The sequence below is a fragment of the Eionea flava genome, from assembly GCF_055393785.1.
Map to the genome: position 1 here is coordinate 1355468 of NZ_AP036018.1, position 23706 is coordinate 1379173.

20 protein-coding genes are annotated in these 23706 nt (G+C 40.7%); 13 read left to right on the top strand and 7 right to left on the bottom strand.

All coding sequences use genetic code 11. From position 1 onward, the window contains the following. Positions 1–47 precede the first annotated feature (47 nt). The 4 genes from ppnN (at position 48) to ACZ5O6_RS06025 (ending at position 5169) form a co-directional block, all read left to right on the top strand. Positions 48–1451, top strand: a complete 1404-nt coding sequence (ppnN, locus tag ACZ5O6_RS06010) for a nucleotide 5'-monophosphate nucleosidase PpnN (protein ID WP_447090923.1) — start codon at positions 48–50, stop codon at positions 1449–1451. Between the two features lie 218 nt (positions 1452–1669). Beyond that, complete coding sequence (locus ACZ5O6_RS06015; protein ID WP_447090924.1) at positions 1670–3328, top strand: nitrite/sulfite reductase; 1659 nt, start codon at positions 1670–1672, stop codon at positions 3326–3328. Next, positions 3318–3821, top strand: a complete 504-nt coding sequence (locus ACZ5O6_RS06020; RefSeq protein ID WP_447090925.1) for a DUF934 domain-containing protein — start codon at positions 3318–3320, stop codon at positions 3819–3821. The genes ACZ5O6_RS06015 and ACZ5O6_RS06020 overlap by 11 nt, the downstream gene beginning before the upstream one ends. 181 nt (positions 3822–4002) lie before the next feature. Beyond that, positions 4003–5169, top strand: a complete 1167-nt coding sequence (locus ACZ5O6_RS06025; RefSeq protein WP_447090926.1) for a cation:proton antiporter domain-containing protein — start codon at positions 4003–4005, stop codon at positions 5167–5169. Between the two features lie 24 nt (positions 5170–5193). On the opposite strand, the gene ACZ5O6_RS06030 is transcribed toward ACZ5O6_RS06025, so the two are convergent. After that, entirely contained in the window at positions 5194–5646 is a 453-nt protein-coding gene (locus tag ACZ5O6_RS06030) for a chemotaxis protein CheX (RefSeq protein WP_447090927.1), read from the bottom strand. 404 nt (positions 5647–6050) lie between these two features. Here ACZ5O6_RS06030 and ACZ5O6_RS06035 point away from each other — a divergent pair, with 404 nt between their 5' ends. Next, positions 6051–8216: an Hpt domain-containing protein gene (locus tag ACZ5O6_RS06035; protein WP_447090928.1), complete on the top strand. Its 2166-nt coding sequence runs from the start codon at positions 6051–6053 to the stop codon at positions 8214–8216. A gap of 33 nt (positions 8217–8249) precedes the next feature. After that, positions 8250–8612 (top strand): response regulator, encoded by a 363-nt coding sequence (locus ACZ5O6_RS06040; protein ID WP_447090929.1) that lies wholly within the window; start codon positions 8250–8252, stop codon positions 8610–8612. An 82-nt stretch (positions 8613–8694) separates the two neighbouring features. Here ACZ5O6_RS06040 and ACZ5O6_RS06045 read toward each other — a convergent pair whose 3' ends face one another. From ACZ5O6_RS06045 to ACZ5O6_RS06065, 5 genes are all read right to left on the bottom strand, one after another. Then, positions 8695–8952 carry a DUF1127 domain-containing protein gene (locus tag ACZ5O6_RS06045; protein WP_447090930.1) on the bottom strand — a complete coding sequence of 86 codons (258 nt, stop codon included), beginning with the start codon at positions 8950–8952 and terminating at the stop codon, positions 8695–8697. Between the two features lie 154 nt (positions 8953–9106). Beyond that, on the bottom strand, positions 9107–10033 hold the full coding sequence (locus ACZ5O6_RS06050; RefSeq protein ID WP_464283552.1) for a hypothetical protein: 927 nt from the start codon (positions 10031–10033) through the stop codon (positions 9107–9109). Between the two features lie 70 nt (positions 10034–10103). Then, on the bottom strand, positions 10104–10925 hold the full coding sequence (locus tag ACZ5O6_RS06055; protein WP_447090932.1) for an ion transporter: 822 nt from the start codon (positions 10923–10925) through the stop codon (positions 10104–10106). 36 nt (positions 10926–10961) lie between these two features. Beyond that, the gene (cysS, locus tag ACZ5O6_RS06060) at positions 10962–12377 is read right to left on the bottom strand and encodes a cysteine--tRNA ligase (protein ID WP_447090933.1); all 1416 of its coding nucleotides are present in this window, start codon (positions 12375–12377) and stop codon (positions 10962–10964) included. A 93-nt stretch (positions 12378–12470) separates the two neighbouring features. Then, complete coding sequence (locus ACZ5O6_RS06065; protein WP_447090934.1) at positions 12471–14192, bottom strand: glutamine--tRNA ligase/YqeY domain fusion protein; 1722 nt, start codon at positions 14190–14192, stop codon at positions 12471–12473. A 360-nt stretch (positions 14193–14552) separates the two neighbouring features. On the opposite strand from ACZ5O6_RS06065, the gene ACZ5O6_RS06070 reads away from it, so the two are divergent. The 7 genes from ACZ5O6_RS06070 to ACZ5O6_RS06100 all read left to right on the top strand — a co-directional run bounded on the left by ACZ5O6_RS06070 (position 14553) and on the right by ACZ5O6_RS06100 (position 22261). Next, complete coding sequence (locus tag ACZ5O6_RS06070; RefSeq protein ID WP_447090935.1) at positions 14553–15065, top strand: peptidylprolyl isomerase; 513 nt, start codon at positions 14553–14555, stop codon at positions 15063–15065. A gap of 99 nt (positions 15066–15164) precedes the next feature. After that, complete coding sequence (locus ACZ5O6_RS06075) at positions 15165–15884, top strand: UDP-2,3-diacylglucosamine diphosphatase (protein WP_447090936.1); 720 nt, start codon at positions 15165–15167, stop codon at positions 15882–15884. Between the two features lie 163 nt (positions 15885–16047). Next, positions 16048–17937 (top strand): extracellular solute-binding protein, encoded by a 1890-nt coding sequence (locus ACZ5O6_RS06080; protein WP_447090937.1) that lies wholly within the window; start codon positions 16048–16050, stop codon positions 17935–17937. A 10-nt stretch (positions 17938–17947) separates the two neighbouring features. Further along, positions 17948–19045, top strand: a complete 1098-nt coding sequence (locus ACZ5O6_RS06085; RefSeq protein WP_447090938.1) for a microcin C ABC transporter permease YejB — start codon at positions 17948–17950, stop codon at positions 19043–19045. After that, complete coding sequence (locus ACZ5O6_RS06090; RefSeq protein WP_447090939.1) at positions 19045–20085, top strand: ABC transporter permease; 1041 nt, start codon at positions 19045–19047, stop codon at positions 20083–20085. The genes ACZ5O6_RS06085 and ACZ5O6_RS06090 overlap by 1 nt, the downstream gene beginning before the upstream one ends. Before the next feature lie 11 nt (positions 20086–20096). Continuing rightward, positions 20097–21719 carry an ABC transporter ATP-binding protein gene (locus ACZ5O6_RS06095; RefSeq protein ID WP_447090940.1) on the top strand — a complete coding sequence of 541 codons (1623 nt, stop codon included), beginning with the start codon at positions 20097–20099 and terminating at the stop codon, positions 21717–21719. 92 nt (positions 21720–21811) lie between these two features. After that, on the top strand, positions 21812–22261 hold the full coding sequence (locus tag ACZ5O6_RS06100; protein WP_447090941.1) for a universal stress protein: 450 nt from the start codon (positions 21812–21814) through the stop codon (positions 22259–22261). A gap of 48 nt (positions 22262–22309) precedes the next feature. On the opposite strand, the gene ACZ5O6_RS06105 is transcribed toward ACZ5O6_RS06100, so the two are convergent. Next, positions 22310–23698: a glycosyltransferase family 9 protein gene (locus ACZ5O6_RS06105; protein WP_447090942.1), complete on the bottom strand. Its 1389-nt coding sequence runs from the start codon at positions 23696–23698 to the stop codon at positions 22310–22312. Positions 23699–23706: the final 8 nt, after the last annotated feature.

The window sequence follows — 23706 nt, forward strand, 5'->3', positions numbered from 1 at the left end:
AAGAGTGCGCTATAAATTACTGATAATTATAATAGTAGGCATAGATTATGACGTACTCTTCAGAGCCCAATACCCTATCAGCAGCCTCAGCTAAAATACCCATCAGCTACGTTCGTCCCACGCGCAGCTTAGACCTTTTATCACATCGTGAAATCAGCGGAGTGATGAATGCCGAAGGCCATACTTACGCGCTTTTTCGACAGTGCGCACTCGCCATCCTTAATACCGATAGTAATGAAGACGATATTACTGCCGTTAATACGCAATTTTCTGATTTTGCTATTCATGTTATTCCTGAATCCCGAGGAATAAAGCTGGAGTTGGTGAACGCGCCTGCCTCGGCATTTGTTGATGGGAAAATTATCTACGGTATTCGCGAGCATTTATTTTCGGTGCTACGCGATATTGTTTACACCCACCACAAAATGGCATTGGGTGGTCGATTCGATCTTGAATCTAGTGAAGGCGTTACCGATGCGGTATTTCGTATTTTGCGCAATGCCGGTGTTGTTAGACCCAATATACGGCCGCAGCTTGTGGTTTGCTGGGGCGGGCATTCTATTCCTCGCCACGAATACGACTTCACCAAAAAGGTCGGTTATGAGTTGGGCTTACGCGGTCTAAGTATCGCCACAGGCTGTGGCATTGGTGCCATGAAAGGCCCTATGAAGGGCGCGGTAGTGAGCCACGGCAAACAGCATATTAGTGATGGCCGTTATATCGGTATTACCGAACCCGGTATTATTGCTGCTGAGTCCCCTAACCCGACGGTTAATGAACTAGTGATCTTGCCTGATATTGAAAAACGTTTAGAGGCTTTTGTGCGACTGTCGCATGGAATTATTGTTTTTCCCGGTGGCGCGGGTACAGCCGAAGAGGTCCTTTATATTCTTGGCTTGTTAATGCACCCAGATAACCAGCAAGTTAGCTTCCCACTAATTTTTGCGGCTTCTGCGACTAGCGCTGATTACTTTGCGAGCCTTGATGCCTTTATTCGCTTTACTTTGGGTGATGAGGCAACTCAATATTATGAAATTATCACAGATAACCCCGAGTTAGTGGGTCAACGTATGTCTCAAGGTATTGAGGCTGTGCATCGTTATCGCAGAAAACATAGCGAGTCCTATGCTTATAATTGGTCACTGCTTGTACCAGAGGCCTTTCAAAAACCGTTTATTCCTAGTCATGAGAATATGCTCAATCTTGCGTTGCATCGTGAGCAATCAAGCCATACGCTTGCAGCAGAATTACGCTGTGCCTTTTCGGGGATTGTGGCGGGTAATGTTAAGGCCGAAGGTATTGAACGCATTCGGTCTCGAGGCCCCTATCAGCTTAAGGGTGATACCGATATGATTGACGCTCTCGATAAGCTGCTCGTCTCTTTTGTCGAGCAAGGAAGAATGAAGTTAAAAGGTGAGTACAAACCGTGCTATGAGTTATTAGCTAAATAGTCTATTAATAGCTGGTGCAAAATAAGTCTCCGAATAGATATTTCTGGCCTGTTCTAATAAAGACAATTTCCACACTATAACTTTATGCTATAACCTTCTGCGTAAATATTCTTTAGGGAAGATCGCTGTTTATAGGCTTTTCGTGTATCCTCCTCGCCTTAAATTTTATGGCCTACATCCCACTTTTTAGCCGGTTTACGGCATCTATTTAGGTAGCTATGTACCAATACGACTCTTACGACCACCAAATTATTACTCAGCGTATCGAGCAATTTCGCGACCAAACTCAACGCTTTCTAAGCGGCACGTTAAAAGATGAAGAGTTTTTGCCTCTGCGTCTACAAAATGGGCTTTATGTTCAGCGTTTAGCGCCAATGTTACGTATTAACGTACCTTATGGAATGATTAATAGCACTCAATTGCGCCGCTTAGCACGAATCACTCGCGACTATGACAAAGGCTATGCGCATATTACAACGCGACAAAATATCCAGCTTAACTGGCCAGAGCTTGCTGATGTGCCGGATATTTTGACAGAACTTGCTGAAGTTGAAATGCATGCGACACAATCCAGCGGCAACTGCATTCGAAATACTACATCAGACCAGTTAGCCGGCATCACTGCCGATGAAGAAATTGACCCTCGCCCTTATTGCGAAATTATCCGTCAGTGGTCAACACTTCACCCAGAATTTGCTTTCTTGCCTCGGAAATTTAAGATTGCGGTAACAGGTTCTAGCACCGATCGCGCGGCAATTAACGTGCACGACATCGGCCTCAAAGTGGTTACCAATGCTGAGGGGCAAGTGGGTTTTCGTGTTATCGTTGGTGGCGGCCTAGGAAGAACACCGGTCATCGGCTCTCTCGTACGTGAGTTCTTACCCGAAAAAGATTTGTTAACGTATCTTGATGCGATTTTGCGTGTTTATAATTTGTTAGGCCGTCGAGATAATAAATATAAGGCGCGCATTAAAATACTGGTTAAAGCGTTGGGTGTTGAGAAGTTTACCGAATTAGTTGAAGCAGAATGGTCACATCTTGAAGGGGGTGAAGCCACGCTCACACAAGCAGAGATAGAAAGATGCCGGTCGTTTTTTACCTCACCGGCTTATGTATCGCTAGATGACGCCGTCGAACAAGCCGCCGTTGATGCTATAGCTGCAGAAAATATAGCCTTCTCCAAATGGTTGGATCGTAATTTATGCGCTCATAAAGTACCGGGCTATGCTGCTGTTGTATTAGCGCTGAAGCCAACCGGTGTTGCACCGGGTGACGTGACGGATAAGCAATTAGAAACGATTGCGGAACTTGCCGACAAATATAGTTTCGGTGAAGCACGCACAACTCACGATCAAAATATCGTGCTGGCAGATGTAAAAAAATCCGATTTATTGAGTCTATGGAAGGAGGCAAAAGCCGCTGGTTTTGCAACTCCAAATATAGGAACGCTAACGGATGTAATTTGCTGCCCTGGCGGTGATTTCTGTTCTTTAGCCAACGCAAAATCTATCCCTGTCGCCGAAGCCATTCAGCGGCGCTTTGAAGATATGGATTATGTTTATGATCTTGGTGATATCGACTTAAACATTTCTGGTTGTATGAACGCATGCGGCCACCATCACGTGGGGCATATTGGCATTTTAGGTGTTGATAAAAAGGGCAAGGAATTTTATCAAATTCAGTTAGGAGGCAATGCTTCCGAAAACACGGCTTTAGGCAAAGTGCTTGGCCCTGCCTTTGGTGAAGCAGAAATTCCCGATACTATCGCCACTATTTTGAATGTATTTGTTGAAAATAGGCAAACAGACGAACTGTTTGTTGATACTTTCAGCCGCATTGGCTTAGCGCCATTTAAGGAGCGTGTTTATGCCAAATAACCCTTCTATTATCAATAACGGAAAAATTGTTGATAATCAGTGGACTATCGTTGATGCAGAGCACACAGATTGGTCGCAACACTACATTATTGTGCCTTATGATGTATGGCAGAAAAATCAAGCAGCGCTATCTGATCAGCTAAGTAATGGTACGCTAGGCTTATTGATAGCTGGCGATCATGATATAGATAACAAGCATGAAGACGTAGCGCGTTTTGCGCTTATTGCTATCGATTTTCCTGCTTTCATGGACGGCAGAGGCTTTTCTATCGCAAGATTGTTACGCGAACGTTATCAGTTCACCGGTGAACTGCGAGCAACGGGAGCAATTATTCGCGATCAATTATGCTACTTACAACGCTGCGGCTTTTCATCATTTGATTTGGCTGAGGATATTGATGTTGCCTCGGCTGTTGAATCGCTAAATGACTTCTCTGATGGTTACCAAGTGAGTGTTGATAAGCCTACCCCCCTCTTTCGCCGCCGCGCTTAGCGCTTAATGTTTTTGAGGCTCCAATCTCCGCTCTTCCAATGTTGAGCGCAAGCTAAAAGTCAGACCTTAGTAAGGTGATTTAATAAATACCGATCAATTAAATCACCTTACTAAAGATTTTGCTGGCAGACTCCCGTACTATAATAAAAATAAACATTTCATTACCCGCTGTGGCCATTCTATGGAAATTAGTCTTTTTCAATCTTTTTTTCTTATCTTTAGTGGTGCTGCCGTTATAGCAACGCTCGCGCTTTATACCAAGCAGCCACTCTTGGTCGCTTATATCGTATTAGGTGCACTATTTGGCCCCTATGGCTTACAGCTAATGACCAGCGTGGACCTGATTAGCGAAATATCCCGTATCGGTATTATTTTTCTGCTATTTCTTTTGGGTTTAGATATGCAGCCCAAGGCACTGGTATCGGTAATCAAACAAGTAACCCCCGTTGCCCTACTCAGCTCTGGGCTATTTGCAGCTTGTGGTTACGGTATTGGCGTATTATTTGGCTACACGCCAGTAGAGTGCATGGTAATTGGAATGGCGATGATGTTTTCCAGTACCATTATTGGCATTAAATTATTACCCACAACGGCACTACATCATAAGCGCAGCGGAGAATTACTCGTTGGCTTATTATTGCTACAGGATTTTTTAGCGATTTTGTGTTTGATGATTTTACTTAGCGGTGACGTCGGTAAAGTTAATTTACCGCAATTTGGTATGACCGTGGCTTCCCTTCCTCTCGTCGGCTTATTTGCATGGCTATTTGTGCGCTATGTCTTGCAGTACCTTATACAAAAGTTTGATCGATTTCATGAGTATATTTTCTTGTTAGCACTAGGATGGTGCCTTGGTTTAGCAGAGCTATCAGAGGCATTAGGCTTATCTGCTGAGATTGGCGCCTTTATTGCGGGTATCAGTTTGGCGACAAGCCCTATTTCTCAATACATCGCTATTAACTTAAAGCCGTTAAGAGACTTCTTTTTAATTCTATTTTTCTTTTCATTAGGCGCAAGCTTTAATTTACTACTGCTGCCCGAAGTAATTATTGCTGCCACTTTGCTTGGAGGGACAATGCTTCTACTTAAGCCTGCGACTTTCCGATTATTGTTAGGAAGACAAAGCGAAAAAACCGGTTTAGCATGGGATATTGGCTTTCGCCTGGGGCAGATTAGCGAGTTTTCTCTATTGATAGCATTGGTTGCTTTTAATGGAGCACTAATTAGCGAGAAGGCCTCTACCTTAATACAGGCAACGGCCATTATGACGTTTTTAATATCGAGTTATATTGTTGTGTTTAACCTACCTAACCCTATTGCGGTAAAAGACCACTTGCGTAGAGATTAGTATTCGCTACCGTATTAATACTTACTATTTGTTATCGAAACAAACAACCACGGCAGAAGTGTATTTTTTCCATTGGATAGGGATCACATAAGAGCGTGATTCACGCGGTAGGTGTATATTGCTCGGCTTGCCTTCAATGACAACAGGTACAGAAATCATAAAATCATCGCCTAGAGTGCTTCGGGCATTTCCCGAAATCGTATTAGCAACCTCTCCTACCATGTCGGCTATATTGTCCTTTTCTGTATTTTCTTCTCCCATGCTGATAAGCAAGTGCTTTAGAAGAATAGTCGGTGCGGTAAAATAGACACAACCCTTCATGCAGCCAGTAATACCAATTAGACCTGTAAAGTCATAAGCAACAGGATCATCATTTCCAATGAGGTAAGGAACGCCCGTTGTTACATCTTTATCGGAGGTGTGTTGGAAATAACGGATGGCACCGTCAATAAATACTTCTAATAATTCTTTAGACATAAGCACTCGCTAGCTGGTTACAAATAGGATCGGCTGGCTAACTCACAAATTAATTGTGACAGACTTCACATTCTAACGCCATTTATGAAAAAAAGCTCATTTTTTCAATAAATAAGAAATTATTAGCCTTTAGGCGCCAAAAAGAGTATATTTTTGATAGAATTGATACATTATATAGGATAAACAATTTTTTTGCTTTACCTTACGAGTGGATCGATATAATAATAAATTACTAAAATTCATATACTTACAAGTTCTATCTATTAATTTTTAGCTTGTTTGACATAGCATAGTAATGCTAATGAGTTAATGTGAAAAACAGACAAAATTATAACTGCTTATATTATTACCCGTTATTGATTAATGCTTGACCTAAACCCAAATCAACATATAGATGTGATGTTATGAATGATTTAAATACAACGAACGCCCCCCGCACTTCTTCAACAAACACACACACTGGCTATAAAAAGTATCGATTTTTAATCGTTTCGTTATCGCTGTTTTCCTTACTGGTTGTTAGCATTATGATGCTAAGTTTATATGTATCAAACCAGCTAGAGAAAGATACGCAAATCATTAATACCGCGTTTGAGCAGACCTCTCTACTCAACCAAACAATTAGTGACCTTTACATTATTAACGGGCAATACAATACTGGGCAAGCGTCTAACTTTGCACAAAACAGGCTAAAAGAAACAGTCGATCTGCTCAATAAGCGGTTCTTAGCATTTAAGGACGGTGGTGAATTACCGGTCGTTAGTATTGGTAAATTTAACAAATTAGATGTTATTACCATTGAGCCTCAGAAAGATCCTCAAACAGCTCGACGTATTAATGATATATGGCCTTTATGGTTAGAGTATCAACGCCACATCCAACCAGCACTCAACCCCAGTGCACAACCCAAAGATACCAAAGCTTATTTCAATAAGTATCAATTTTATGGCTCAGTACTTCATGACCAAGGAGCTATTAGTGGACTTAATCGACTAAATATCCGCGGTTTAAGCGACCAGTTCTCTCTAAGATTACAGCAAGAAAGTGACAAGCAAGTGAGTTTATTACGTGCTGTTCAAATCGCCGGTATTATTCTTACGGCGCTTAGTTTGATACTCATTTTATTCTTTATTGTACGGCAATTAACCCGCTCCGATATTGAACTAGAAAGCGCGCGGGAAGAAGCTCGAGGAATTTTGAATACCGTACAAGAAGGGCTTTTCCTTGTTCACAAAGATAATTCCATCGGTAGTGAGTATTCAAATGAATTGGAATCAATATTAGGAACGAATGAAATTGGTGGCAGAGATATCTCCGAAGTTATGAGTAATATTATTTCGGCAAAAGATGTTAAAAATATCGATCTATTTTTAAAATCCTTATTTAACCCTAAAGTTGTCGCCAGCCTGATTATGGATCTTAATCCACTAAAAGAGCTGCATGTACAGATCGATAATTTAGATGGGACGATACAAGAAAAATATTTGAGTTTTAACTTTTACCGGGTAACTAAAAGTGGCGTTATCAGCGATATTCTCGTCTCTGTGAAAGATATTACTGACAAAGTATTGTTACAGAACAAGCTTGAAATCACCGAAAATAAAAACGAAGAACAAGTTAAAACACTTATTGCATTGATGAAAATCAATTCATCAACCTTAAAACTATTCTTGAACAATAGCACTAAATCATTGGGTAGAATCAATAAAATATTAAAAGATCAAGTTACCAGTAAAGAGGATTTCACCAAAAAAATTAATGACATTTTTGTTCATATCCATACGATTAAAGGCGAAGCATCCGCTGTCGATTTAAAAGTTATTACAGAAAAAGCACACATTTTTGAGGATGAACTAGAAAAGCTTAGAAATATTAATAATCTGGATGGCATGAGCTTTTTACCGCTAACGGTGCAACTTGAATACCTTATTTCGTATGTAGAAAGCCTTTCTGAGATATCGCAAAAGATGTACGGGCTGACTAATGACACTGACAGCAGTGCTACTACCGCCTCAAGTAGTGAATGGAAACACCTCAAACAATTAGCTTCAGACACTGCAGGTGAATACAAGAAAAAAGCCTACTTGGTGACATCAGGACTATCCGAAATTCAGCTCAACGATCAGCGTAAACAACAGCTCAATGCAGTTTTTGTGCATCTGATTAAAAACAGTCTTGTTCATGGTATTGAATTACCCGCTGAAAGATTACGTGCAGCTAAACCTGATTCTGGACGCATTGATATTAGTGCAGTCGAGTTACCCAATGGCGGTCTTGAAATTAATGTTAAAGATGATGGCCGAGGTATTGATTCAGAAAAAGTAGCTGCCAAATTGGTTGCCAAAGGAATCGCAAGTGAAGCAGATGTTGCCAATTGGTCATCTACCCAAATTAATAAACATATTTTTAGTAGTGGTTTTTCCACTGCCGATGTTGACATCAACGCAGGTAGAGGTGTTGGTCTTCGCGCCGTTTATGAAATGGTTAAAGCGATGGGTGGACATTTAAAAATCAAGCAACAAGTTACAAAATACTGTCAGTTTTCCATTTATCTCCCGCCGTCGGCATAACAGAATAAATAATAGGTATAGTAGGTTTTCTTTATGAAATTAATGATTGTCGATGACTCAAATATTATTCGCTCTCGCATTGAGCGCGTTTATCAACATGATCAAAAAATGGAGGTTGTTGCAACGGCCTCTAACGGACGCGATGCGCTGCAGAAAGCAACGCATTTTATGCCAGATTTGGTTACTATGGATTTAACCATGCCAGGAATGGACGGTATTCAGTGTATAAAACACATTGAAAAACTCGATAAGGATATTAAGGTCTTAGTTATTTCTGCCCTATCAGATATCACAACGGGCTTAGAGGCTATCGAAAATGGTGCGAGAGGTTTTTTGTGCAAGCCATTTACCGACGAAGAGCTAGTTGATGCTCTCAACAAGGTCATGGAGTCATAAATAAAAAAAGGGTCGTTTATAATAATAAACGACCCTTTCTATACCTGCTCTCTAGAAGCCAAACATATCGATTTAAAGCGTATTAAGCAGCAACCTGCCCTTGGCTTTGTGGGATTATCTGTACATCTGAAACTTTTAGTTTTTTCGCTTCTACAAAATCAAGTACTACTGCATTCACTTCTAATTTCCACGGATAACCCGCTGATCCCTGCTCAAGCTTGAATCGAGATAACCCGATATCAGTTAAGCGACTATCGCTCATATTAAGTAATTCTTTTGCAGTACGATTTTGAGCAACACGATTGAAGAGGCTGACGAATTGACTGATTAATGCTTTCATGATTTTTCCTATCTATGTTTGGGGGCAGTGTGATTTACTCCGCCGATGGTCATAAGATAGAGATTAGCTGGTCAAAATTCAAACGATTAAAAATCACTTAACTGATGAATTTTATTCATCTTTTTTGTAGCGCTCCATTCATCTTTTATAAAGCCTAATAAAGCGACACTCCAAAATCTAATAAACGCTTGGGAAGTACCGTCTCGATATGCTCGATTTCACTCTCCAGCAGGCCCATAGTTATGTAATTCAGTTGCTGTAATTTTTTTTCACGCGACATTTGCTGCAATAGTTTATCTGGAGATACTTGGTTGCGGGATATAAGTAAGCAGATAGGTTTATCGTGTAGAAAAAAGTCACAGAGTATAGGGTGCGTAGTAAGTGTCGAGTTAGTCGATGTACGCTCGCTCTCAGCTATCGTAGATATATTTATTGCTCTTTGATAAGTGTAACGAATACCATGAATATGTAAAAAATTGGCGATCAGAAGATCTTCTTTGTTATAAACAAATAAACCATTCAATGCCTGATAGCATATTTGAGTATCGTCTTTTTTATTGTCGGGAAATAAGTAAAAAGTACGCACATAATCATCATTTGCCTTATAAATGCCTACATGCTCTTTAAGTGTACAGTTATTGAGAATAGCTCGTGACCAAACGACATAAGGTATGCCTGTAGAATCACTGCTTAACTGTGAGGCTCCCTGCTCTATTCCTGCGCTTGTTGTTGTCCAGCCCTTACCTGAAGCCGTAATCCACCCAAGATCGGCAAATAGCTTATTCATTATTTTTGCGGATACAGAGTAATTTTTAGCAATAGCGGTTGTGTTTAGCTGTGTTTGTGAAAGCTCAATAATAACCGGGTGCGTTAATACCGTTTTAGGCCAGACAATGTAGCGACCAAACTTTGCACTTTCTTTATAAAAGCCGCCCTCAAATTCGCCTTTTGACGTCAGTAACCACTTGGCTTCTGCTTGCTCGCTGTCGACGTGCTGAAGCCAACCAGCTTCTATCATAGCTTGCGTTAATTCTTTAAGTGACAACCCCAAGGCTTTTGCTAAGGATGAGCGTGAATACACATCTTTGTTCTCTGTAGACTTCAATATCGATATGCCCCCCACTGATTGATTTATATGTGATATTTTGGCATTACAAGCTTGACCTAGTTCGGTTAGTTGCTTGGTCTTGCTTTTCAAGTAGTGCTCTTACCGCTTTTAACTCTTCATGCACATCTTCTAGGCTAATATCCCCGTCGATGCGACTCTGCTCTTTTTGTTCTTCTTCCAGCACATTAACAACAATACCGATAATCATATTAAGAAATGCGAAAGCGGTAAAAAAGATAAAGGTGATATAAAAAATCCAACTATATCCATAAACCGTCATTGTTTCGTACATTACATCCGTCCAGTCTTCGAATGTCATAACTCTAAACAATGTTAATAAGCTAACACTAATGTCGCCCCACAAAACAGGGTTAATGGTTTTAAAAAAAGTTGCGCCGATAGCGGCATAGATGTAAAAAATGATGAACATGAGTAGCGCAACATAACCCAGTCGAGGCAGCGCTTTAAGCAATGAATTAAGTAACATCCGCAATTCGGGGATAATGGAGACCATTCGAAGAACGCGAAATATACGAATTAAGCGACCGACGACGGCAAGCTCACTATCTTCGATTGGGATAAGGCTCACCGTGACAATCACGGTATCAAAAATATTCCAACCGCTCTTAAAGAAATTCCGCTTACGTTTCTCACCTAAAAAACGTATGGTAATCTCGATCATAAAAAATAACGTGATAAACCAATCTAACCAAACAACGGCTTTGGTTACTGTCGGTGGCACATCATAAGTTTTGGCACCGATCATGACGGCTGAAAAAATAATGATCGCCACGACAAACAGTTCAAATGTTTTATTAGAACGAATGTTTTCAAATCTATGCTGAATGGAATCAATAGTGAACATGTTCAAAAAAATCTCAAAACCTTTTAGTTATCGACGTTATTTTTTTCGCCATGATGTTCCCTCTGGGGAATCCTCTAATAAAATGCCCTGTTCATCTAATTGTTGACGAATTTCATCAGCACGTTGATATTGCTTGTCTTTTTTGGCTTGAATACGTTGAGTAATTAAGGTTTCAATAACATCTACGGATAAGCCGATAATGTCTTTTGATTCCCCGGATTGTAAAAAGTGATTAGGTTCAGCTTGTAAAATACCGAGAATGTTAGCCATTGCTTTAAGCTCGGCAACTAGTGTACTAGCCGATGCTTTTCCGTTTTCTGATGCGGTGGTATTAATCACTTTAACTAAGTCATACATACCCGACAACGCAATACGTGTATTGAAGTCATCATTCATTGCTGTTGTAAAATGTTGATAATAAGTACTACCGACAAGCGTCGATAAGTCAGCGGCATCTACATCGCTATAGTGTCTTAATGTTTGATAAAAGCGATCTAACCCTGCCTTTGCCTCAATGAGATTATCTTCTGAATAGTTAATACTACTGCGATAGTGGCTGTTAACGATCAGGTAACGAATAACTTCTGGATGATACTTTTTTAGTACATCGCGAATAGTAAAAAAGTTGCCGAGAGATTTAGACATTTTTTCGCCATCGACTCTAACAGCACCGGCATGCATCCAGTAATTAACGAACTGACAACCATTAGCTGCTTCGCTCTGAGCAATCTCGTTTTCATGGTGCGGGAACGGTAAATCTGGGCCTCCACCATGGATGTCAAATGTATTTCCCAAGCAAGATTTACTCATTGCTGAACACTCGATATGCCAGCCCGGTCGCCCCTCACCCCAAGGAGATGTCCACGATACGCTATCATCCCCATCTGGCACGGATTTCCATAGGGCAAAGTCACGCGAGTCTTCTTTGATATCGCCAACTTCAACGCGGGCACCAGCTAACAGTTCATCAGGTTTTTTACCAGATAGCTTTCCGTAACCTTCGAAACGATCGACGCGGTAGTAGACATCATTATTAGAAGCAACGTAGGCATAGCCTTTTGCAATTAAGGTTTCCACCATCGCAATAATGTTCCCCATATGTTCTGTGGCACGAGGCTCTTGGTCAGGGGGAAGTACATTCAGTAAGCGCTCATCTTCGTGCATTGCTTCAATAAAACGTTGGGCGAGTGTTGCGCTGTCCTCACCATTTTCCTCTGCACGAAGAATAATCTTATCGTCGACGTCAGTAATGTTGCGTACATACTCAACATCCCAGCCTTGCGAGCGTAAAAAACGCACAATCACATCAAACGATACTAAAACTCTAGCATGTCCAATATGGCAATAATCGTATACCGTCATACCGCATACGTAGAGGCGTACTTTGCCAGGCTCTATTGGAATAAAAGGGACTTTTTGGCGCTCGAGAGTATTGAAGAGTGATAGTGTCATATAAGTTACTTTATATTTTTCTTTTAAGTGTTTGATTAATAATAATATTTGAAATATAGAATATCGTAGTTTGAAAATAATAATGTAATAAGGCTAGCCGACAAAGGTGTCGCGTAAACCAATAGTTCGGTTAAATGTTAGCTTTTCTGCTTTACTATCTCGACAAAAATAACCCTCTCGCTCAAATTGGTAGGTCTGCCCTAGATTTGTCTTGCTTAAACCTAGCTCACCGATACAGCCCTGCTTAACGACCTTGCTATTTGGGTTGATGCACTCAACAAACGACTTATCGCCCGCATCGGGTGCTTCATCGGTAAAGAGGCGGTCATAAAGCGCGACATCAAAGCTTACATGCTGTTTGGCATCTACCCATTGAATAACACCTTTGGGCTTAATGCCATCGTCTGGGTTTTGCCCTAGTGTTCCTTCGATAATGCGGGCATGTACTTCTATGATATTGCCTTGCTCATCTTTTATACAAATATCCGCTTCTATGACATAGGCATTACGTAAGCGAACACGTTTAGCAATAACTAGGCGTTTGTAACGCTTATTAGCTTCTTCTCGAAAATCTTCTTGGTCAATATAAATTTCTCGGCTAAATGGCAATTGTCGTTCACCAAGATCATCGCGGTTCGGATGTCCCGGAGCAGTCATTTGTTCTGTTTTATCCTCAGGGTAATTGGTGAGTACGACTTTTAAGGGTTGTAATACACACATAGCGCGCGGCGCATTTTTATCTAAATCATCACGAATCGCATGTTCTAGCATAGCAACATCCACTATCCCATCAGATTTTGTAACACCAATCATCTCACAAAATTTACGTATCGCCGCTGCATTAACGCCACGGCGACGTAAGCCTGCAATGGTCGGCATACGTGGATCATCCCAGCCATCAACAAACTTTTCATCAACCAATTGTTTAAGTTTGCGCTTTGATGTCACCGTATAATTGAGGTTTAAGCGCCCAAATTCGTATTGTTTAGGCGAATGAGGAACCGGTAAATGCGTCGTGAACCACTCATAAAGCGGTCGGTGATCAGCAAATTCTAATGTACAAATTGAATGCGTAACCCCCTCAATGGCATCTTCCTGACCATGTGCAAAATCATAGTTGGGATAAATACACCACGTGTCGCCGGTTTGGTGATGAGATTGCTTGCGTATTCGGTACATTATAGGGTCACGCATATTAATATTAGGGCTGCTCATATCAATTTTTGCGCGCAACACACACTGGCCTTCTTCATAATCGCCAGCACGCATCTTGGTAAATTCATCAAGATTTTCTTCAACGGTACGCTCACGATAAGGACTATTCTTCCCTGGTTCTGTCAGCGTACCTCGATATTCTCGTGCCTCTTCAGCCGTTAAATGACAAACGTAAGCTTTACTTTGCTTAATAAGGTCAACAGCCCATTGGTAAAATTGCTCAAAATAAGCCGAAGCAAAGCGAATATCCCCTTCCCACTGATAACCTAACCATTTCACATCTTCTATAATAGCGTCGATATATTCTTGGTCTTCTTTTGCTGGGTTAGTATCATCAAATCGTAAATGACAAGCGCCACCAAATTTTTCGGCTAGGCCAAAATTAAGACAAATAGATTTAGCATGGCCAATGTGTAAATACCCGTTCGGTTCCGGTGGAAAACGAGTCACTAACCGATCGATATGCTTATCTTCCAAATTCTTTTGAATAATTTGCTCTAAAAAATTGAGTGGACGATCTGCCGAATCGTCATTCTTGGGTTGATGAGTTATCGCAGAAGAAGAGGATGTCGGTGTCGAAGCGGGGCTATCGGCGGTCATAAAATATCCGGAAGTTTTGAAGTAGAAGAAAAATAACAAAGCGCGTATTATAGCGGCCTCTTTAGCTTCTCACATACAAAAATGATGGCTAAAATCTATTTATTTTCTTGAATTGCCGGCTTATGCCAACCACTCAAGCGTTACCCTACTAAGGCTCACATACCATAATGTATGAAAAAGCATCAATTCACAGATGAGGCCATGTAAGGCATATACACGAAAGGTGATTTGGCTCTCAATTATTAAGATCAAGACTCATCACTTTTATGATACCTAGATTAACAAGAGTACAATGAGCACCGTTAAAGTATCATAACGAATACACCATTAATCATCACTTATAGGAAACAGGATCAATTAATGATTACCTTACACACAAATTTTGGTGATATCACCATCGAGCTAGATTTTGATAACGCCCCCCTTTCTGCTGCCAATTTTCAACAATACGCGGAAGATGGTTTTTATGAAGGCACGGTTTTTCACCGTGTAATTAATGACTTTATGATCCAAGGTGGCGGCTTCGATGATGAGATGAATCAAAAGGAAACCCGAGCGCCGATCGCTAACGAAGCGGATAATGGCCTAAAAAATGATGTGTATACACTGGCAATGGCAAGAACAATGGATCCTGATAGCGCGAGTTCGCAGTTTTTCATTAATGTTAAAAATAATGATTTTCTTAACCATACGGCTAAAAATACCCAAGGCTGGGGCTACTGTGTATTTGGTAAAGTGGTAGAAGGTACGGATGTTGTCGATAAAATAAAAGCGGTAAAAACAAGCGCTAGCGGTATGCACCAAGATGTACCCGTTGAGTCTGTTATTATTAATACCGTTACCGTTAATAGTAAAGAAGAGAACAATTCGTAACTTTTTACATAAAATGTCGCTCTGTCATGCGGAGCGACACTTATCTTTCGCGCTACTGGCTTTAACATTTCACGTACTCACTCATCAAGCGGCTCTTATATGAGCATATTATTTATTTCAGACCTTCATCTACACCCTTCTAGACCCGATATTACTCAGGCTTTTTATCGATTTTTGTCACATCAAGCACAAGGCATCGAAGCACTCTATATACTAGGAGATTTTTTTGAAGCATGGCTAGGGGATGACGACGACACCCCTATGTACCAAGAGGTTATTCAACGATTACACCAGTATTCACAGGATACGCCGGTTTTTTTGATGCACGGCAATCGTGATTTCTTACTAGGCGAGCGCTTTGCCAAAGAGGCTAACCTTACCCTACTCTCTGACCCAACGGTGATTACCTACACTGATACACCTTATCTGCTAATGCATGGCGATAGCCTTTGCACAAAAGACAGTGATTACATGGCTTTTCGGCAAATGACACGTCAACCTGAGTGGCAACAAAAAGTCTTATCGTTATCGCTGGCAGAACGACGCGAATATGCCCAATCCTTACGTAAAACAAGCCAAGAAATGACCAGCTTGAAAGCCAATGATATTTTAGATGTCACACCTGCTGAAGTGGTTAATGCCATGAAGGAACATCAGGTCAATCATTTTATTCATGGCCATACCCACCGGCCAGATACCCATCACATGAGCTTTGATAATCAATCCGCCCTAAGAGTGGTGCTCGGTGACTGGGATACACGGGGGTGGTACGCCATATTATCTCCAGCCAGTCTCCAACTTAAATCGTTCTCTTTATAGCGTCTCATGATTAGCACATCAAACTCATTGCTTATAATTGCCACTACAGTTGTATCGAGCGTTGTAAATGAATGGGGATTTGACCTTGAAAGCTATTGACGACGCGCCCGAAGATTCTTACTCTAGGTCTACTTATAAAAACATAACTCAATAAGGCAACATTGTGACATTTAGGATTCTGGCACCACATTATCACCGATTTTTTTATCACTTTCTTTTAGCCATTTTCTTACTAAGTGTTTTTATCCTACGACTTCCTTTAGCGGCAGCCTCTAATTCAAATCCAGAAAATTCGGGCAACATCGATACGATAAAAAGCCATGCTATTGCTATGCACGGTAACGCTAAATATCCTGCTGATTTTTTACGTTTTGAATATACCTCTCCTAAAGCCAAAAAAGGAGGAAAGCTACGATTATATGGCACAGGCACATTTGATAGCCTGAACGGCTTTATTGCAAAAGGTAATCCCGCTGATCATTTAGGGTTACTTTACGATACGCTTATGGTGAGTGCTGCGGATGAACCTTTCACTCAATATGGTTTACTTGCCCAATCGATTGAGTACCCTAAAGATCGTAGTTGGGCGATTTTTCATTTACATCCCAATGCTCGCTTTAATGATGGTCAGCCAGTAACCGCAGGTGATGTTGAGTTCACTTTTAATCTCTTAATTAGCCAAGGTAGCCCTCGTTATAAATTTTATTATGCTGATATCGAAAGTGTCACCGCGATCAATGCTCAATCCGTTAAGTTCACCTTTAAAAATAGTCACAATAAAGAACTGCCTTTGATTGCAGGGCAACTTCCCGTACTGCCTCAGCACTTTTGGAAAGATAAAAACTTTGATGAAGCTGCGCTAACGACACCTTTAGGCAGTGGCCCCTATACCGTAAAGAATATTGACGCAGGAAGAAACATCACGTATTCACGACAAGAAAATTATTGGGCCAAAGATTTACCGGTAAACAATGGACTATATAATTTTGATGAGATCAGCGTGGATTATTACCGAGATGCCAATGTCGCTATTGAAGCCCTTAAAGCCAATGAATATGATTATCGCTGGGAAAACAGCTCAAAGTTTTGGGCAACGGCTTATGATATTCCCGCCATAAAAGAGCAACGTTTAGTGAAAAAAGAAGTGCATCATCGCGCCAATAGCGGTATGCAAGCGTTTGTTTTTAATACGCGAAAGTCTATTTTTAAAGATATAGAATTACGTAAAGCAATGGCTTACGCTTTTGATTTTGAATGGTCTAATCAAACATTATTTTATGGAGCCTATCAACGTTCTACTAGTTATTTTTCTAATAGTGAGCTCGCATCTAGCGCTTTACCCAAGGGGGATGAATTGGCTTTACTTTTGCCTTTCAAAGATCAGCTACCTGAATCGATATTTACAACGCCTTATACCCTACCTGTTACCGACGGTAGCGGGCGTAACCGCAAAGGGTTAAGAACCGCTAAAAAAATCTTAGATGCTGCGGGCTATTCGGTTAAAGATAATCAGTTATATAATCGTAATGGTGAAGCCATTACCTTTGAAATTTTATTGGTCTCTCCGAGCTTCGAGCGAATTATCAATCCATTGATTAAAAATTTATCGCGCTTAGGGATTACTGCTAGCATTCGTTTAGTCGATACCTCTCAATACATCAATCGAAGTCGAAGCTTCGATTTTGATATGCTCGTGCAGGTTTTTGCACAAAGCGAATCTCCGGGTAATGAACAAAATAATTTATGGGGTTCAGAAGCAGCCGACATAGAAGGCAGTGGCAATCTAATCGGCATTAAAAATCCTGTCGTCGATGCTCTTGTTAAGCAATTAATCAACGCAAAAGACAGAGCGTCTCTTGTTACCATCACTCGCGCCTTAGATCGTGTATTACTGCATCATCACTATGTTATCCCCCAATGGTTCAATGATAGTAATCGTTTAGTGTATTGGAATAAATTTGGTATTCCAGAGGTACCACCAGCTTACGATCGTTACTACACGACAGGTATTCATACCTGGTGGCATGATGCTGAAAAACCAGCCGCTAAATAGAGTATAAGATATGGGCGCTTACATACTTCGTCGCTTATTATTAATTGTACCTACCCTATTCGGCATTTTATTGCTTAACTTTTTAATCATACAAGCCGCACCCGGTGGCCCTGTTGAGCAAATGATTGCAACTATTCAGGGGCACAATACGAGCAATACTGATCGTACAAGTGGTAGTAGTGGCAGTTTTGAAAGTAACCCAAGTCATAACAATAGTAGCCCATCTGATTATCGGGGCGCACAAGGCTTGCCGCCCGAAATCATTGCTGATATCGAAAAACTTTACGGTTTTGATAAACCCGCCTACGAACGTTTTTTTGACATGGTTATTAGCTATGCCACTTTTGACTTTGGGGAGAGTTTTTTTCATAACAAATCAGTCACTGATTTAATATTAGAAAAAATGCCCGTCACCATTTCTTTGGGTTTATGGAGCACATTACTCATTTATCTTATTTCTATTCCGATGGGTATTTATAAGGCGGTTTCGCATGGTAGTCGCTTTGATGTCTGGACGAGCTTTGTTGTTGTCGTTGCTAGTGCTATACCGAGTTTTTTATTGGGTTTATTGTTGATTGTACTGTTTGCAGGTGGCAGCTTTTTTGATTGGTTTCCATTGCGAGGGCTAACCTCCTCTAATTTTGATGAACTCACATGGTTTGAGCAAATAAAAGACTATTTTTGGCATCTGGCCTTGCCTTTAACGGCTTATACCATTGGTGGCTTTGCGACACTCACTTTACTGACTAAAAATTCATTTTTAGACGAAATCAACAAACAATATGTTACCACCGCCAAAGCCAAAGGCCTTACCGAAAAACAGGTGTTATACAAGCATGTGTTCCGTAATGCCATGCTCATTATTATCTCCGGTTTCCCTGCCGCTTTCTTTGGCATTTTTGTCACTGGCTCATTATTGATTGAAGTGATTTTTTCTCTTGATGGTTTAGGTTTACTAGGCTTTGAATCCGTACTCAATCGCAATTACCCTGTAATTTTTGGAACTTTGTTTATTTTCACCTTATGCGGACTAGTCATTAAACTGGTATCTGATTTACTCTACGTGGTGATAGACCCACGTATTGATTTTGAAAATAGGCAAGTCTAATGTTTTTTTCCCGCCAACAAAGATCACCGATTAACCAACGACGCATTGATACTTTTTTTCAAAATAAACGAGCAGCGTGGAGTCTGTGGATTTTTTTAGTTGTCTTTATCATTAGTCTCTTTGCAGAATTTATTGCTAACAATAAACCACTATTTGTTAGTTATGATGGCGGCATATATTTCCCGGTTGTTATTGATTACACAGAAACAACGTTTGATGGTGACTTTGATACGGAGGCTGATTACAGCGATCCTTACATCGTAGAGCTTATTGAAGCGAAAGGTTGGTTAATTTGGCCTCCGGTACGTTTTAGTTTCGATACTCATATTGCCGATTTACCTCAACCAGCGCCCTCTCCCCCCACATCCGATAATTTGCTAGGCACCGACGATCAGGCTCGAGATGTATTTGCACGCGTGCTCTATGGCTTTCGTATCTCAATTTTATTTGCTTTGGCGTTAACGATAGGCAGCAGTATCATTGGGGTTGCTGTCGGAGCCATACAGGGCTACTACGGTGGCAATATTGATTTATATGGTCAGCGATTATTGGAAATATGGGGTGGTTTACCGCAGCTATTTGTATTAATTATTTTAGCCAGTATTATCACACCAAACTTTTGGTGGTTACTTGCCGTCATGCTGTTATTTAGCTGGACAGGGCTTGTGGATGTTGTACGTGCCGAGTTTCTTCGTGGTCGTAATCTCGACTATGTTCGAGCCGCTAAAGCGCTAGGCGTTAATCATCGAACGATTATGTATCGCCATATTCTACCTAATGCCATGGTTGCTACCATGACAATGCTACCGTTTATTTTAACGGGCGCCATTACCACACTGACATCCCTCGATTTTTTAGGTTTTGGCTTACCTGCTGGTTCAGCATCACTCGGCGAGCTTATGTCTCAAGGAAAGGGAAACTTGCATGCACCTTGGCTCTCTATTACCGCATTTCTCGTATTATCTAGCATGCTCACACTATTAGTATTTATCGGTGAGGGCGTGCGTGATGCTTTTGACCCTCGTCTACTCTCACAATAATGTTTAACATAATGAATACGCTACTCAATATACAAGATCTGTCGATCTCTTTTCGCCAAGGAGCTGTCGATACTCACATTGTTAAATCTGTCGATTTACAGGTTCGTCATCATCAAACTGTTGCATTAGTTGGTGAATCAGGCTCTGGAAAGTCTCTGACTGCCCATGCAATTATGCGCCTACTACCCTACCCCTGTGCGTTTCATCCTTCGGGAAACATCGTCTTTGATCAATGTGATTTACTAAGCTTGCCACTCACAAAGATGACACATATTCGTGGTAACCGCATTGGTATGATCTTTCAAGAGCCCATGAGTGCACTTAACCCACTACACACCGTTGAGCAACAAATTAGCGAAGTGTTGCACGTTCATCAGGTTAACGATAAACAACAAGTATTAGTAAAACTCAGTAAAAAAATATTACATGAACAAGTCATTACACTACTAAAACAAGTCAAAATACCTAACCCGGAATCAAAAATGAACGCCTACCCTCATGAATTATCGGGTGGGCAACGGCAACGTGTCATGATTGCAATGGCATTGGCCAACCGTCCACAATTACTGATTGCCGATGAGCCGACAACTGCGCTTGATGTCACCGTACAAAAGGATATTTTAGACCTTCTCAAACAGCTACAAAAAAAATATGAAATGGGTTTGCTATTAATTACGCATGACCTCGGTGTCGTAAAGTATATGGCCGACCATGTTTATGTAATGAAACAAGGCGAAATTGTTGAGCAAGGTAATACGCTACATATTCTTAATCACCCAGAGCATGACTATACAAAGCAGCTTATTAATAGTGAGCCTAGTGGGCAGCCTGTACAGCTTGAAGATAATGACACATCTTCACCTTTACTGTGCACGAGGGATTTACAGGTTTCCTTTCCACTATCTAAACCATTATTTGGTCGATGCAAAAACTTTTTTCATGCACTAAATCACGTTGATATTGAACTATATGAAGGCGCAACACTCGGTGTATTAGGCGAAAGCGGTTCAGGAAAATCAACCTTAGCACTGGCTGTACTGCGTTTAGTACAGTCCGAAGGTAGCATTAATTATAATGATATAAATATTTCATCATTAAGCGAAAAAGCGTTTAAACCTTACCGTTGTGAAATGCAGATTGTGTTTCAAGATCCGTTTTCTAGCCTTAGCCCACGAATGAGTGTGCAGCAAATCATCAGTGAAGGCTTGCATCTTCAACGCAATATGGATGAGTCTCAGATTGATCAAGCGGTGATAGCCATTATGCAGGAAGTTGGCCTAGAACCTGAGATGAGACACCGCTATCCCCATGAATTTTCCGGAGGTCAGCGCCAGCGAATCTCTATTGCCCGGGCATTAATTGTAAACCCTCGTCTACTCTTTTTAGATGAACCCACATCAGCGTTAGATCGAACCGTACAAATGCAGGTGATTGAATTACTGCGTAAATTACAAAAAACACGCAAACTGAGTTACGTATTTATTAGTCATGACATTAGTGTCGTTAAGGCCCTTAGCCATCAAATTATTGTTATTAAAAACGGTAAAATTGTAGAGCAAGGGGATGCAGATACCGTCTTAAACACCCCTTCTCACCCCTATACAAAAACTCTTCTTTCTGCTGCGTTACAATAGTTTTTGTCAATTTTTTACTTATTTCAGGCTTGACGCTTAACTGATTTGAGCTACATTTATAATGTGGTTAATCGTTATTCATTGGGGGAAATATGACCGAATCCATAAAACACATACTCGTACCTGTCGATTTTTCTGCTAGCTCAGAAATAGCAATGTCTACGGCTTTAGAATATTTTGGTGATAAAGCAGACTCTATTACACTATTAAGTGTTTATGAAGGCTCAGAAAAAAGCGCTTTACCCGATTCACCTGACAATGAAGTCGATAGAATGATGGCAAAGTCAGCGCTAGTGGAGATGACTCGATTCAAAAAAATATTTGAAGACGAAGCCGCCAAAAAGAAAGCTGTTATTGACACTGAAATCCTTAAGGGTAACCCTAGCAACGTTATTATTACTACAGCAAAAGGGAAACGCTCCAACTTAATTATTATGGGCTCTCAAGGTCGCGGCACATTAAAGAGTATGTTTTTTGGAGGCACCACTTATCAAGTTTCTCGAAAAGCTCACTGTTCAGTGATGGTTCTTAGAAACGACTAAATGTCATACTGGCTGTAATTTAGTCTGTAAGTACCGGTGCCACACACGCTAAGATAAATAATCACTAAGCTGTTTATTGAGGTGGCTGACTGCATGTTCCCAATTATTACGTGTTGTCTGCCGGTATAGTGTCATTGTAGAGTACCAAGGGGTCTCTTCTCTATTACGTTGCCAACGCCAATCACAGTCATAATGTAATAAGGTCATCGTTGGCTTTCCCATGGCACCGGCTAAATGTGCAACGGCGGTATCAATACTGATGACGATATCCATTGCTGAAATAATACCCGCCGTATCTGAAAAATTTTCTGCTTTCTCAATGGAATAATCCACATCATAAGCGGAAAGTTCCTGTTTTTCTTCATCACTTATATTTATTTGCAACGGAAAGAATATCGCATTCTTCTGTTGTAAAATGCGTTGTAACTGATGAAGTTGAAGTGACTTCTTTTCTTTTTCTGCCGTATGCATAGGATCACTTTTTCGTAAAACACTTGTAATTGAAGTGCTCCATACAATACCGATACGTTTTTTACTTAGGTTTGGTAACGCCCATTTTTTTCTATGGGAAATAGGCACCAGCATATAAGGCTGGTTCAGTAAAGGCGTGTCTGGCCGAATCTTCATCGCCCCCAGCAGACTCATAACCGGTGAGTGGTAATCATAACGTCGATGCAACTGCACTGTTTTATTTCTAACAATGCTAATATTGTTAATTACTTTTACTGTGGATAAAACACCGTATAAAGCGGCATGCTCAGGTCGTAATATCACATCAATTAATACGCATTCAGAAGATAATAACGTCAATAATTGAGCAAATTGAATAGTATCGCCTAAGCCTTGTTCGCTCCACACGAGTAACTGTTTGTCTTTTAGTGATTCTCCTCGCCATTGAGGCATCGGTAATTTTTCTGACTGTATCCAATTAATTGAAGGATTGGCTTCAAAGCGCTTTTCATAACAAGCAAAACCTTCTTCGTACTGCTCAAGACACAATAAAGGCTGGCTTAAACCAAAATCTGACTTAGCCGTGTATCGTGTTGATAATGATCGACGAAAAGCAATCACCGAAGACGTTAACTCACCGAGATAAAAATGCGCCGTCCCCAAACGATGCCAACTACGTGAATCATCAGGATGGAAAGCCATACAATGATATGCCGTACGTACTAACTGTTCATAATTCACCGAATGCATATAGTATGTAAACGCAAGTGTGACGACATCTAGATTTGAAGGTACCTGTTGAACCGCTTGATCAATAATGGTTGCTGCGGATTCAATATCACCTTGCTGATATAAGCACCAGCCTTTTACAGCATGAAGATAAGTATTGTTTGGCTCTACAGACAGTAATTGGTCACAGAGTATACCTGCTTCAGAAAAGTTTTCAGAAGCAAGGCAAGTATTGAGTTTACTTTTTAATGTGTTCACAGAAAAAT